We start from the raw sequence: 13,082 nt of genomic DNA, 5'->3' as shown, positions 1-13,082 counted from the left end.
TGGAAATCCCCGCGACGCAGAATGCAGCTACTAGAATCTGGCGCGTGTCTCATATCCTGCGCCCATTGCCCGTAGACCCGCATGACCCGGCTGCCATCCTGCCGGATTTGGAATCGGCTATTGCTGGTCAGACTAGTCTGCTGCCGCTGCCGGGTGCGGATAGTTCGCGTTCGACGCTGCTGCGCAACACTCAACGCGTGGGCGAGCCTATCGATGACTCCATCGCTTTGGTCGTCTCCACCTCGGGGTCCACAGGTCAGCCAAAGGGCGCGCAGCTGACACCGCTGAATCTGGTGGCTAGTGCCGATGCCACACATAAGCGTCTGGGCGGGACGGGGCATTGGTTGCTCGCGATGCCCGCCCATCACATCGCAGGCATCCAAGTCTTGGTGCGCTCCCTAGTCGCGGGCGTGGATCCGTTGTGCCTGGATGTCTCACGTGGTTTCAACATCGATACTTTTGCGCGTGCTGCGGCGGAGCTTGACCGCACGGGTGAGCGCACCTATACCGCGCTCACCCCGATGCAGTTGGCTAAGTCCATGGACTCGCTCGCAGGCATCGATGCGCTGCGTACTTTCGATGCGATTCTGGTGGGCGGTGCAGCGATTAATCCGCAGCTGCGCGCTAGTGCAGAAAAGATGGATATCACCATTGTCGCCACCTACGGTTCCAGTGAAACCGCTGGTGGGTGCGTCTACGACGGGCGTCCGTTGGCGGGAACGCAGGTGCGCGTGCAGGATGGTCGGATTCATCTCGGCGGGCCGACTATTGCGCAGGGTTACCGCAATTTGCCCGACCATCCGGCCTTTAAGAATGAAGGCTGGTTCATTACCTCCGATGCCGGTGAAATCGCAGGTGACGTTCTGCGCGTGCAGGGGCGCCTGGACAACATCATTGACTCCGGCGGGCTGAAGCTTCACCCGGAGGTACTCGAAGAAGAACTACTCAAGGTGCCCGGTGTGGAAGAAGCCTGCGTCGTGGGTGTTCCCCATCCGCGTCTGGGTCAAGCCATCGTGGCGGCCTATACCGGTCCAGCACAGTGGAGCGATATCTTCGTCGCACTCGAAGAAGCAGAGGTTCCTCGCTGGCAGATTCCGAAGGACCTCAAGCAGGTTGATGCCCTACCCACGATTGGTCCGGGCAAGGTCGACCGCCAGGGAGTGGCAGCGCTTTTTAATACTGCTCAATAAAGGACAGGTGCTTATCGGTGTAGCGCTGGCCTTGGACGGGGTGTTCGGCAAGAACTTCATCGACGCGAGTGCATTCTTCGGCGCTCAATGGGGTGGCGGCGTTATTCTCCTTGATGCGCTCTAAATTCGTCGAACCTGCGACCGGGATGATGTCCTCGCCTTGGGCAAGCACCCAACCAAGGGCGAGGTTGGCGCGGGTGCGGCCGAGTTCGTCGGCAAGCTGACCTAAGGCATCGCTGAGTGCCTGGTTAGCTTGGAAGTTCTCCGGGTGCAGGCGTGGCGAAGAGGAATCGGCGTTGGGGGTGGCACTACCGGCAAAGAAGCCCTTGCCCAGTGGCGAATAGGCCATGAACTTCGCGCCAATCTCGCGGCAGACGTCGAGGACTTCCTCCTCCGGATCGCGGGTCCACAGTGAGTATTCGCTTTGCACGACAGAGACCGGGCAGACGGCGTGGGCGCGACGGATGGTCTCCGGGCTGGCTTCACACAGACCAAAGGCGGCCACGTCGCCGGCCTCGATCAGCTCGGCCACCGTTCCGGCGACGTCTTCGATGGGGACGTCCGGGTCCACGCGATGCTGCAGGTAGTAATCCAGGTGTTCGCGCTGCAGGCGCTGCAAGGATCCATGGGCGCTCGCGCGGATGACCTCCGGGCGGGAGTTCAAGCGGCCGGTGGGCGTGGTGCCGTCGATTTCCCAGCCGAATTTGGTGGCGATGGTGCCGTGGTTGCCGAGGGCATCGCCAAGCATCTGCTCCCCAGTAAAAGGTCCCTGGATTTCCGAGGTATCAAACAGTTCCACCCCGGCATCGAAGGCGCCGCGCAAGACGTTGACCATCTCCGGTCGGCGCGGGGAATCCGGGTAGGAGTGCGGGGTCATGGAGGTACAACCAAGGGCGATCATGGTGCCCAGGCTACCTACACGCGCACGGTGATGTCGCGTGCGGCGACTTCGGCGAGGGTGAAACGACCGCCGTCGACGAGGTCGATTTCCAGCAATCCCGCCGCGGCCGGAGCAGGGATAACCAGCTGAACGCCGGGGTAGACGCCGTGGCGATCGAGCAGGCGCAACAGGTCCGGGTCAGCGTCGTTGACCTGTTCCACAGTGACTGGGGTGTTTACGGGGGCATCGGCAAGCAGGAGCTCCGATAGGGCCTCCGCTGTACCGTCCGCGCCCGGAATCGGATCGCCGTGCGGGTCGCGGGTGGGATGGCCCAGCAGCGCATCGAGGCGCTCCACGAAGCGGTCCGAGCAAGCGTGCTCCAGGACATCAGCCTCCGCATGGACTTCATCCCAGGAATAGCCGAGCGTTTCCACCAAGAAGGTTTCCACCAGACGGTGCCGGCGCACCACGCCGACTGCCAAGTGGCGGCCCAACGGCGCCAAACGCACACCCGAGTAGCGCTCATGAATGACTAAATCCTGGGTGGCCAGGCGTTTGACGGCTTCTGAGGCCGTCGGCAGTTTCTGCTCTGCAGCCTTGGCCAGCTCCCCGAGTGCCATTGCGGACTCGCTACCGTGACGTTCCTCATGGTTCCAGAGAATCTTCAGGTAGTCCTGGGTGCGCTCGGGCAGCTGGCTTAATTGCATGCCCGTCATTGTATCGAGACCCTTGCGCACGCTCCGGGGAAAGGTGTAGATTCTCGAGTGTTCAATGGATTGAACTTTCTAATTCAACTCAATTAAGGATGTCTTTCATGCGTCACTTTGCGCGTTCTGTTGCCGCCTTTGCGTTGGCGGGAACCCTGACTGCCTGCGCTTCCGAAACCCCGGATGAGGCCGGGGCGCTGCATATCTTCGCCACCACGGGCTATCTCGCCGATGCCGCTGCCAACCTTGCACCTAATGCCGAGGTCACCACCATGGTTGGCCCCGGCGGCGACCCGCACACCTACCAGCCCAGCACCAAGGACATCGAGGCCATGCGCGATGCCGACGTGGTGCTGTGGAACGGCCTGCACCTCGAAGCGCAGATGATTGACCAGCTCGAAGCCATGGGTGAAAAGCAACTGGCAGTCGGTGAGCACGTCGACCAGGACGAGCTCCTCCCCTGGCCCGCCGAGGGCACCAATGGGGAGCAGCTCTTCGACCCCCACATCTGGAACAGCCCCACCCTGTGGACCCAGGCTGTCGATGCCATCGGTGACAAGCTCGCGGAAATCGACCCCACCCGGGCTGGCGAGTACGACGCCGCGGCGCAGGATTACTCCGCGCAGATTTCTACGGCCGCCCAGGACGCAGAAGCAATGCTTGACGATGCCTCCCCACGCATCCTCATCACCGGCCACGATGCCTTTAATTACTTTGGCCAGACGTTTAACTTCGAAGTCCATGCCACCGACTTCGTCACCACCGAGGCCGCCAAGTCCCCGACGGAGATTTCCCAGCTCGCCGATACGATTGCCGAGCACAAAGTACCCGTCATCTTCCAAGACAACCAGGCCAACCCGCAGGCAATTACCGCACTGCAGGAAGCCGTCAATTCCCGCGGCTGGCACGTCGAGATCTCCGACCAAGAGCTCTTCGCCGACACCCTCGGCCCCACCGCGCCGACTGATACCTACCTCGGCGCCTTCGAGCACAACGCCCGCGCTGTTGCGGAGGCACTGGACTGATGTTGGATATTGCTCACCTGACCGTCCGCTATGGCAAGAACACCGTCCTCGACGATCTCTCCGTGACGTTTCGCGACGGTGCCATCACCGGGCTTATCGGCGCGAATGGCGCGGGCAAGTCCACCCTGGTCAAAGCGGCAGTCGGCCTCATTGACGCCCCGGGCGCCACCATCGAGCACGCCGCCCCGCTGGGATACATGCCCCAGCACTCCGCAGTGGACTGGGATTTTCCCGCCACACTTTCCGATGTCGCCCTCATGGGACGCACCACCCACCTGCGGTGGTGGCAGTGGCCTGGCAAACACGACAAAGCCATTGCCCGGCGCGCCTTGAACCGCGTCGGCCTAGCCCACAAAGCCACCGACCCGATTAGTGCACTCTCCGGTGGACAACGCCAGCGCACCTTGCTCGCCCGGGCACTCGCCGTCGAACCGCGATTGCTCATCCTCGACGAACCCTTCGCCGGCGTTGACCGCCTCAGCCAAGACACCATCATCGAGGTCCTGCGCGAACTCAACGCTGCGGGCACGACCATCGTGTTGGTCCACCACAACCTCGCGGAAGTCGCCGCGCTCTGCGATGACGTCGTCTTGCTCGGGCCCGAAGGCATCATCGCCGCCGGCCCGACGGAGACCACGCTGTCCGATGACACCGTCGCCCAACTGTTTAGCCTGCCCACGCCATGAATCCACTGCTGTTATTCCAGGACTACACCTTCGCCCAGACACTTACCGGCACGCTCATCGTCGGCGTCTGCGCCGGGGCGCTCGGCCCGCTAGTTTATCTGCGCCGCCAATCCTTGCTTGCCGATGCCATCTCCCATTCCAGCCTGCCTGGCCTGCTGACCGCCTTCGTCGTGGCCACCTGGCTCGGATTCAACGGCCGGAATTCCTGGTTGCTGGTTACCGGCGCAGTGCTCAGCGGCCTTATCGCCGTTACGGCAATCAACTACCTGCCGCGCATCGCACCGATTCGCCAAGATGCCGCCATGGCCGCAGTGCTGACCACCTTCTTCTCCTTAGGCATGCTGGGGATGCAATACATCGCCCGCACCCCACTGCCCGGCAAGGGCGGCATCCAGGACTTCCTCCTCGGCAACGCCTCGACGCTGACCCGTTTAGATATTCTTTCCGCACTCGTCATGGGCGGTGTCGGTCTGCTGCTTCTTTCTTCGGTACACAATTGGCAGACCGCCGCCGTCTTTGACGTCTCCTTTGCCCGCGCGCAAGGGGTACAACTCCATATTCTGTCCGCACTGACCTTCCTCGTGCTCACCGTCGTCACCGTCAACGGCGTCAAAGTCGTTGGCGTGGTGCTCATGGTCGCCGTGGTCATCTCGCCTGCAGCCGCCGCCCGCCAGTGGGTCACCCGCCTGCCCGCCTTCATCGCAGTATCCGCCCTGCTTGGCGGCATCAGCGCCGCAGTCGGCTCCTACCTATCTATTCTGTATTCCCTGCCGACCGGGCCGGTCATCGTGGTGGTGCAGGCGGGCATCGTCAGCTTCGCCCTGGCCACGTCCCCACGCCGGAAGAAGGTGGCAGCATGAGCCTCGCCCTATCAGCCTGTCTGCTCGCCATCGCCACCGCCCTGGCCTGCGCTATCCCCGGTGTCTTCGTCGTGCTCAAGAACCAATCCATGGTCATCGACGGCATCGGCCACGCCGTCTTACCCGGCATCGCCGTCGGCTACCTCTTTACCTCCGACATCGATTCACCAGTCCTTTTAGCCACCGCAGCCACCGGCGGCCTGCTTGTCGCACTCGGCACCGAATGGCTCCAGCGCACCCGCCTGGTTGCCGGCGATGCCCCCTTAGGGCTCATCTTCCCCGCCCTCTTCGCCGCCGGTGTCCTGCTAATTAGCACCCGCATGAGCCACGTCCACCTCGACGTCCACGCCGTGCTCATCGGCGATCTCAACCTCGTCGCACTCACCCACCCGGGCTACGCCGGCATCCTCGCCACGCTCGCCGCCCTCAGCCTCACCTTTATCCTCATCTTCCTGCCACGCTTGACGACGTCCGCCTTCGACCCCAACTTCGCCCACACCTGCGGCATCCGCACCCGCGCACTTCATACCGCGTTCATGGCCATCGTTGCCTGCACTGCCACCGCTGCTTTTCATGCCGCCGGTGCCATGCTGGTCATCGCTCTGATGGTCCTGCCAGTTCTCTGCGCCCGACTGCTCTGCCACCGGGTGGGACAGCTGTTGTGGATAAGTTGTGTCATCGCCAGCTGCGGTGCCGTGCTGGGATTCTGGACGGCCTACTATGCCAACGTCGCAACCTCTGCTGCGATGGCGGTGACCTATGCCGGGATCTTCCTAGTGCTCTTGGCGCTTAAGCGGCCGTGGCACAATGTCTGATATGTCTGTTTCGAAGTATCCGGCTACCGCCCAGGATTGGTTGCAGGGTGCGCGCCCGCACACCTGGGCGAATGCTTTTGCCCCAGTGCTTGCCGGAACCGGCGCCGCCGCGGCTGCCGACTCCGCTCATCTCGGACGCGCCTTCTTAGCGCTGGTCGTGGCGTGGTCGCTGATTATCGGTGTCAATTACGCCAACGACTACTCCGATGGCGTGCGCGGTACTGACGATGACCGCTCCGGCCCCCAGCGCCTGACCGGCGGCGGCCTGGCCAAACCCGCCCACGTCAAGATGGCCGCCTTTGGCTGCTTCGCCGTGGCCGCAGTCTTTGGCATCGCACTGTCCCTGGCAGCTAATGCCGCATGGTTCATCCTCATCGGCGCGCTGTGCATTGCCGGCGCGTGGTTCTACACCGGCGGTTCCAAACCCTACGGTTACCGCGGTTTCGGCGAGATTGCCGTGTTCATCTTCTTCGGCCTTGTTGCCGTGCTCGGCACCGAGTTCACCCAGGCCGGCCGCATCACCTTAACCGGTCTCGCCCTGGCCGTCGGCATCGGCGCGATGAGTGCCGGCGTCAACCTGGCCAACAACATCCGCGATATTCCTTCCGATTCCGCCACCGGCAAAATCACCCTCGCCGTGCGCTTGGGCGATAAGAACTCCCGCAACCTGTTTACCGGCTTGCTGCTCATTCCGGTGCTGCTCACCGTGGCTATCGCGTTTGATTCCTGGCTAGCACTGATTGCCCTGGCCTACTTCCCGCTCGCCCTGCCTGCCGTGCGCACCGTCAACCGCGGTGCGCAGGGCCGCGACCTTATTCCTGTCCTCGGCATGACCGGCCGCGCGATGCTGGTCTGGTCCATCCTGTCCACGATTGCATTGGCGGTTGTTCACTAAATGCTCGGCGTTATCACCGGATTCGCGATCATCCTGGCCGTCATCTTCGTCGGTTGGATCCTCGCCCAGACCAAAGTCATCAGCACCGACCGTGAGCGCCTCGTGCTCAATCGCGTGGCCTTCTACGCCGCCACGCCCGCGCTGCTGTTCTCCTCGGTCGCCCGCTCGGAGACAGGCGTGCTGCTCTCCCCGGTCATCTTGGTGGTCATTGGCGCAACCGTGGTGATTGCTGCCATTTATGCTGTGTTCTTTTGGCGCCGCGGACTTGCCGATGTCGCCACCGGCGCCGCCGCAGCCTCCTACTTCAACTCCGTCAACATCGGCCTGCCAGTATCCACCTACGTGCTTGGCGATGCCACCTATGCCATCCCCGTCGTCTTCATCCAAATGGTGGTCTTCACACCACTGATTCTCGGCGCCCTCGGCGGCAACTCGCTGCTCAGCGGCATCAAAACCGGTCTGCTCTCCCCCATGGTCGTCGCCTCCGTGCTGGGCTTTATCGTCGCCTGGCAGGACTGGACCGTCCCCGATCCGGTTATGGAGCCCATCGCCCTCCTGGGCGGCGCCTCAATCCCGATGATTTTGGTCAGCTTCGGTGCTTCGCTGAAGACCTCGGGCATACTTTCCGATGCCGAGTCCCGCCCAGCCACCATCACCGCCACCGTGCTCAAACTGGTTGGCATGCCCGCCATCGCGTTTATCATCGCCCTAGTCGCCGGGCTTAGCGAAGACCACATGTACGCCGCGGTCATCCTCTGTGCGCTGCCCACAGCGCAGCAGGTCTACAACTACGCCGCGACCTTCCAGCGATCCACAGCAGTGGCCCGCGATACGGTCTTCCTCACGACCTTCGCATCACTCCCCGTGATGCTCCTGATTGCTTTCTTATTTGGGCGTTAGCGACCGGCAAGCTCCGACTTCACCCACGCCTTGTGTTCCTTGCGCTGCTGCGAGTACTGCGCCAGCGTCTGGGTGGCTTCAACGCGCAGCTTGCTAAACATCAGCATCGACAGCGGCAGGGCCAAGAACAGTGCCAGCAGTGCGGAAATCATCAGCGGCACGGGCAGGCCCAGCAGCATGACGATGCCTTGCAGAATCACCGTCAGCGCAATGAAAAGTCCTAAACGGGCGAAGCCGTACTTGATAAGGGCGACCCGCGAGCGCTTCTTCAGCTCCGGATCCGGCTCGGGTGGCCGGGTATTGGTCTGATTCTCAGTCATGGGTTACCACTTTCCGCATTGGGCCCAGCTACCTTGTAAAATGGCTCGCATGGGCCGGATTTTGTTGTTTATCCTCATTGTCGTTGCCGTCGTGCTGCTGTGGAAAGCCTTCGGCCCTTCCTCATGGAAGCGCAAAGAAGTCGACGAGGCTGCTCCACCGGCGATTAAGGGGCCGGATGATGATGAGGAGTTCCTCTGGAACATCGAAAAGCAGCGCTTTAAAGAACGCCGCGCCCGCGAAGCCGAAGAGGAAAAGAGGCGTCGCGAGCAAGGGGACGAGGAATAGAGCTTAACGCTCTTCTTTCGGCAAGAACTTCATCTCCAGCCCCAGCGCGGAGGCGACGGCGGTAATTTTTTCCCAGCGCACGCCGGTACCGCCGTGTTCAATGGTGTGCAGCGTCGAACGCGAAACTCCAGCCTGGTCGGCTAGGTCTTGTTGCAGCACGCCCATCTCTCGTCGACGCGCCGCGAATTCCGCGCCGATCTCAATCAGTTGCGGGTTATCACCCGCAGGCTTGCCTAGCTTGTGTCGCGGTCTATGCTGATCTACCACTTAATTCAACCCCGCATAAGAGTGCAGTCCGGATACAACCATGTTGATGAAGAACAAGTTGAAAATCATCAACGCCATGGCAGCTACGTTAATCCATGGGGCGGCCTTGCGCCATGAAGGCGTGGCACGGGCGTGCAAATATGCGGCATAAAGAATCCAAGTTGCGAAGGAAACGGTCTCCTTCGGGTCCCAACCCCAGAAGCGGCCCCAGGCGGATTCCGCCCAGATAGCGCCCAGCACAATGCCCAGACCCAGGGTTGGCAGGGTCACGACAGCCAGGCGGTATGCCAGCTGGTCGAGCTTGCGTGCGTTCGGCAACGGCTTTGCGATTTTACCTGCAAAACCGCGCTCCTTATTCTTCGGCTGCCATTCACGCAGCAGGTGCAGCAGCGACGCAATACCGGAGATAATACCGATGGAAGCGCCCAGGGAGACCACGGTGACGTGGATGGGCAGCCATGCGGACTGCAGCGCCGGGACCACCGGTGCGGACTCGGCGTACAGGCTGGTCGAGCCGTAGAACATCAGCGCCATGGTCGGAACCATGATCCATGGCCACAGGGTGCGCCATTCCTTATGCTGCATCGCGATAGCGGCAATGAGCATCACGCCGACGGTAACGACCAGAACGTATTCGTAGAGGTTGCCGAACGGGAAGCGCTGGGTGGCCAGACCACGCAGCACCACTGCGACCAGGTGGATAGCAATAGCGACCCAAATCAGTGCCTGGGTCATACCACCGAGCTTGTCGGCGCGGCGCTCGCGATGAGCCATCTCCTCGTCGGAGACGTAGTCCTCCTCAGCCTTGGAGCCACCCTTGGGTGGCTCCGCGACCGCGACGGAGCCCGAGGCGCTTGCAGCAACAGCTTCCTTGCTCTGCTTACGCGAGCGATGGCCGTCAATCACGCTCTGGATGCGGCCGTAGTACACCATGGACATCACCAGGGCCAGCGCGTACACCACAAACGACGTCTGAACCGCAATGTCCGAAAAATTGGACAAGTTCTGATCAACCAGCATGGATACAGAATAGCTGTAGAACGGCCGGAACCCAACTTTAGTTGGATAAATTACCCACTAATCGTCGTGTACATAAACCTTGTCTTCTTCCACCTCGTCCGGATCCGGCAGGTGCAGCAGCTGACGATGCAGCTTGTAGAACTCCTCGTTCCAACCCGCACGGTCGGTACGTGCCAGACCGGCCATCTCCACTCGGGTGGTGCCATCTTCCTGCGGGAAGAAGCGCACCCACACGCGACGACGCTTAATCAGCAGCGAGAACACCAGCGACACCAGCATCACCAGGGTGGAGACCAGGACCCACTTCTGGAAGGGGTCATAGGACACCTGGTAGTTCGCAAACTCGGATGCGCCCTCGAAGGTGATTTCCGTGCCATCATCCAGCGTCACGGACTCACCCTGCGAGAGGTTCACGCGGTCAATCTTTTGCAGCAGACCGCTGTGAATCAGACCCTGGTCCAAAGAGAAGATCGACTGCGCCGAACCGGTATCCAGACCGGCATCGCCGCGGTAGATGTCAATCGCCATCGCCGGATCATGCAGTGCCGGGAACGACGACGTCAACAGCTGACCGTTCTCGCCTTCCCACTCCGCGGTCGGGGCAAACAGGCCCTCGACGGCAATCTGGTTCTGACGACGCTCATACAGATCCGGGTACATACCCGCCGGCGGGTCGAAGCGCATGGCGCCCGACGACAAGAAGAAGGTCGGGTCATCCGGGCTAAACTGCCAGGTCTGAGTACGAGACTCGCCATTCGGCCACTCGACGGTAATGGTCGGTGCATAGCCGTGGCCCTGCAGGTAGACGCGGTTATCGCTGAGACGCAGCGGGTGGTTGACCTGCAATTTGTAGTCTTCCCATTCGCTTTCATCTTTGTAGATGTCCTCGCCCTCGGCATAAGAGACATTCGAGGTAAACATCTCTGCCTGGCCATTCGGCAGGTAGTCCGCGGTGAAGTCATGGGCGACCATGCAGAAGGGGTGGAGGCCGGTGCCATCGAAAAGCGGGCCTGCGCGGAAGGAGTCAAAGTTGGACGTCGAGGTATTGCAGAACTCAGTGGACTGATCAATCTGGATGCCCTCGCCCTGCGAACCGGACTCGGTCACCACGATGACCTGGCCTTCGTAGTTGACCATCCGGCCAGCAGCAATCGTGATTAGCATGGCTACCAAGGCGATGTGGAAAATCAGGTTTGCCAGCTCGCGGCCGTAACCGCGCTCTGCGGAGAAGGACACCGCACCGGCACGGTCCTCGGAAGGCTCGTACTCAGCCACGCGCCACTTGCTCAACATCTCGCGGGTGCGCCCCGAAAGCTCCTCGACACTTTCCGACGCATTGCTCTCCGCATGCACCGGCATACGGCCTAAGTACTTCGGCGCACGCGTCGGCTTCGTCTTCCACGCTTTGTAGTGATCCCAGGAGCGCGGCAGGATGCAGCCAATTAGCGAAATCGTCAGCAAGACGAAGATGGCTTGGAACCAGACGGAGGAAAAGACATCGAAAAGCTGCAGCTTGTCATAGATTTCCGCGACGCGGCCATTGCTTTCGATGAACTCGTTAACGTTCGACTCGTTCAGCTCGCGCTGCGGGAGCAGCGAACCTGGGATAGCAGCAATAGCCAGCAGGAACAGCAACGCCAAAGCGGTGCGCATGCTGGTGAGCCATCGCCAGGCTTTGCGAATGTACTTCACGTAAATCTCCTAAATCAGGGTCGCACCGTACTCGACGGTCCACTGACGAATGAAGTTAATAAAGTGGCCCCACGCACCAGACAGCAGCGCGATGCCCACCAGAATCATGGTGATGCCACCGATAATTTGAATGGTGCGGGAATGCTTACGCATCCATGAAATAGTACGCATAGCTCGCGCCGAGCCCAAAGCCACGAGCAAGAATGGCAGGCCCAGGCCCAGGCAGTAGCCCACAATCAAAATCGTGCCACGCACGGCAGTCATGCCCTCAGTGCCGGCGGAAATGGAAATAATTGCCGCAAGAGTTGGGCCCAAACATGGCGTCCACCCCAGCGCGAACACGCCACCGAGCAGCGGCGCGCCCACCCAGGTGGTCCAGCGCTTTGGCGCCATACGGGTATCACGCTGCAGAAACGGCACCGCGCCCATGAACACCAGGCCCATGAGAATCGTGATGACGCCACCAACGCGCATGAGCGTTTCAGAGTTAAGGGCTAATAATGAAATTGCACCAAAGACCGACACTGTCGCTAAAATAAAGACGATAGTAAAACCCAAGATAAATAGCCCTGCTGCGCCGACGACCGCCCACTGACGACGCTTACCGACCCCGACGCCAACGCCCTCATTGCTGTAAGTGACTTCACCTCCGACGACACTGGCAAGATACGAAATGTACCCAGGCACCAGAGGAATCACGCAAGGACTAGCAAAACTCACTAAGCCAGCTAAAGCGGCCAACAAGATAGCAGCGAGCAATGGCCCCTCAGCGATAGCTGAGTTGATCGTCTGACCAAGTTCATTGATTTCCATTTGCCCTCTGCAAAAAGCTGCGTTTCGGATTCATATTCTCGCCAAACTCCTACACCATTTGGACGAGCAACCCGTCTAAGGCTACTAAACCTTTCGATGGATCTGAAACCTGCACCCACCCTAAGCAAGCAGAGAATTTTAAACTATCCATCAACGTGCCCCAACATGACGTCTACCTACCAATAAAGGCCTCAGCCCAAGCACCAGGCCCCAACGCACAAATCCCCATTAGCCGAGGGCTGTTTTCGCCTCAACTAATGGGGAGAGCCCCAATAGGGGGGAGCAAATCGCGCTTACTTATTTAAGCAGTTGCATACTTATCGACAATCTGTGCGGACTTCACCCCGAACGGGCATCCGACCGAAGCAACCTGCCCGACCCTTACACTCTTGCTCTTACGAGACAACACCGGCTTGCAATTTGCTTTAACCTTATAGCCACCAATGCCCTGCGCACACTTTCCATATGCAGTCTTACCGCTGATCCACGTAGAACATTTCGAGGGAACATTTCCCGGGGCATATGCATTTGCCATTGGCATGGCCATAAACGGCATGGTCAGTGCGATGATAGCTGCTGCAACTCTCTTCATGAGTCCTCCTTCAAGTTTTGAATGCAGTACCCATTATATAAATTTCCATGTAATGCACAAGAATTGTTGATTTTTCTCACATGGATCGTGCAGATCGGCGGGTTGAATCAGAAAATCCTCAATCGACTGACCAG

Annotated in this window: 16 protein-coding genes; 8 read left to right on the top strand and 8 right to left on the bottom strand. The window is 60.4% G+C overall.

Going from position 1 to position 13,082, the window contains the following annotated elements; all coding sequences use genetic code 11:
- The first annotated feature begins 44 nt into the window (after positions 1-44).
- Positions 45-1,190 (top strand): o-succinylbenzoate--CoA ligase, encoded by a 1,146-nt coding sequence (gene menE, locus UL81_RS01430; RefSeq protein ID WP_046453628.1) that lies wholly within the window; start codon positions 45-47, stop codon positions 1,188-1,190.
- Here menE and UL81_RS01425 read toward each other — a convergent pair.
- Together UL81_RS01425 and UL81_RS01420 are read right to left on the bottom strand one after the other, a co-directional pair.
- Complete coding sequence (locus tag UL81_RS01425) at positions 1,174-2,091, bottom strand: aldo/keto reductase (protein WP_046453172.1); 918 nt, start codon at positions 2,089-2,091, stop codon at positions 1,174-1,176. The genes menE and UL81_RS01425 overlap by 17 nt on opposite strands.
- Before the next feature lie 14 nt (positions 2,092-2,105).
- Positions 2,106-2,777: a metal-dependent transcriptional regulator gene (locus UL81_RS01420; protein WP_035106992.1), complete on the bottom strand. Its 672-nt coding sequence runs from the start codon at positions 2,775-2,777 to the stop codon at positions 2,106-2,108.
- Positions 2,778-2,884: 107 nt separating this feature from the next.
- On the opposite strand from UL81_RS01420, the gene UL81_RS01415 reads away from it, so the two are divergent.
- From UL81_RS01415 to UL81_RS01390, 6 genes are read left to right on the top strand one after another with little or no spacing between them, the layout of a single operon-like run.
- Entirely contained in the window at positions 2,885-3,802 is a 918-nt protein-coding gene (locus tag UL81_RS01415; RefSeq protein ID WP_081961528.1) for a metal ABC transporter substrate-binding protein, read from the top strand.
- Positions 3,802-4,488: a metal ABC transporter ATP-binding protein gene (locus UL81_RS01410; protein WP_035106469.1), complete on the top strand. Its 687-nt coding sequence runs from the start codon at positions 3,802-3,804 to the stop codon at positions 4,486-4,488. The genes UL81_RS01415 and UL81_RS01410 overlap by 1 nt, the downstream gene beginning before the upstream one ends.
- On the top strand, positions 4,485-5,348 hold the full coding sequence (locus tag UL81_RS01405) for a metal ABC transporter permease (protein ID WP_035106468.1): 864 nt from the start codon (positions 4,485-4,487) through the stop codon (positions 5,346-5,348). The genes UL81_RS01410 and UL81_RS01405 overlap by 4 nt, the downstream gene beginning before the upstream one ends.
- Positions 5,345-6,163 carry a metal ABC transporter permease gene (locus tag UL81_RS01400; RefSeq protein WP_046453171.1) on the top strand — a complete coding sequence of 273 codons (819 nt, stop codon included), beginning with the start codon at positions 5,345-5,347 and terminating at the stop codon, positions 6,161-6,163. The genes UL81_RS01405 and UL81_RS01400 overlap by 4 nt, the downstream gene beginning before the upstream one ends.
- Before the next feature lies 1 nt (position 6,164).
- A complete protein-coding gene (locus tag UL81_RS01395) occupies positions 6,165-7,058 on the top strand; it encodes a 1,4-dihydroxy-2-naphthoate polyprenyltransferase (protein ID WP_035106990.1) in 894 nt (297 codons plus the stop codon).
- On the top strand, positions 7,059-7,958 hold the full coding sequence (locus UL81_RS01390; RefSeq protein WP_035106467.1) for an AEC family transporter: 900 nt from the start codon (positions 7,059-7,061) through the stop codon (positions 7,956-7,958). It begins immediately after the preceding gene.
- Here UL81_RS01390 and UL81_RS01385 read toward each other — a convergent pair.
- On the bottom strand, positions 7,955-8,278 hold the full coding sequence (locus tag UL81_RS01385) for a DUF4229 domain-containing protein (protein ID WP_035106466.1): 324 nt from the start codon (positions 8,276-8,278) through the stop codon (positions 7,955-7,957). The genes UL81_RS01390 and UL81_RS01385 overlap by 4 nt on opposite strands.
- 49 nt (positions 8,279-8,327) lie before the next feature.
- Between UL81_RS01385 and UL81_RS01380 the strand changes: the two genes are divergently transcribed.
- Entirely contained in the window at positions 8,328-8,564 is a 237-nt protein-coding gene (locus UL81_RS01380) for a hypothetical protein (protein WP_035106989.1), read from the top strand.
- Between the two features lie 3 nt (positions 8,565-8,567).
- Here UL81_RS01380 and UL81_RS01375 read toward each other — a convergent pair whose 3' ends face one another.
- The 5 genes from UL81_RS01375 to UL81_RS01355 all read right to left on the bottom strand — a co-directional run bounded on the left by UL81_RS01375 (position 8,568) and on the right by UL81_RS01355 (position 12,948).
- On the bottom strand, positions 8,568-8,831 hold the full coding sequence (locus tag UL81_RS01375) for a helix-turn-helix domain-containing protein (RefSeq protein WP_035106464.1): 264 nt from the start codon (positions 8,829-8,831) through the stop codon (positions 8,568-8,570).
- A complete protein-coding gene (ccsB, locus tag UL81_RS01370) occupies positions 8,832-9,851 on the bottom strand; it encodes a c-type cytochrome biogenesis protein CcsB (protein ID WP_035106463.1) in 1,020 nt (339 codons plus the stop codon).
- A 57-nt stretch (positions 9,852-9,908) separates the two neighbouring features.
- Positions 9,909-11,543, bottom strand: coding sequence for a cytochrome c biogenesis protein ResB (locus UL81_RS01365; protein WP_035106462.1), 1,635 nt, complete (start codon positions 11,541-11,543; stop codon positions 9,909-9,911).
- A gap of 9 nt (positions 11,544-11,552) precedes the next feature.
- Positions 11,553-12,356, bottom strand: a complete 804-nt coding sequence (locus tag UL81_RS01360) for a cytochrome c biogenesis CcdA family protein (RefSeq protein WP_046453170.1) — start codon at positions 12,354-12,356, stop codon at positions 11,553-11,555.
- Positions 12,357-12,657: 301 nt separating this feature from the next.
- The gene (locus tag UL81_RS01355) at positions 12,658-12,948 is read right to left on the bottom strand and encodes a hypothetical protein (RefSeq protein ID WP_035106461.1); all 291 of its coding nucleotides are present in this window, start codon (positions 12,946-12,948) and stop codon (positions 12,658-12,660) included.
- Positions 12,949-13,082 lie beyond the last annotated feature (134 nt).

It is taken from the genome of Corynebacterium camporealensis (assembly GCF_000980815.1).
In the GTDB taxonomy this organism is placed as follows: domain Bacteria; phylum Actinomycetota; class Actinomycetes; order Mycobacteriales; family Mycobacteriaceae; genus Corynebacterium; species Corynebacterium camporealense.
The sequence above is the reverse complement of the archived record's forward strand: the minus strand, read 5'-3'. Positions and strand labels throughout refer to the sequence as shown.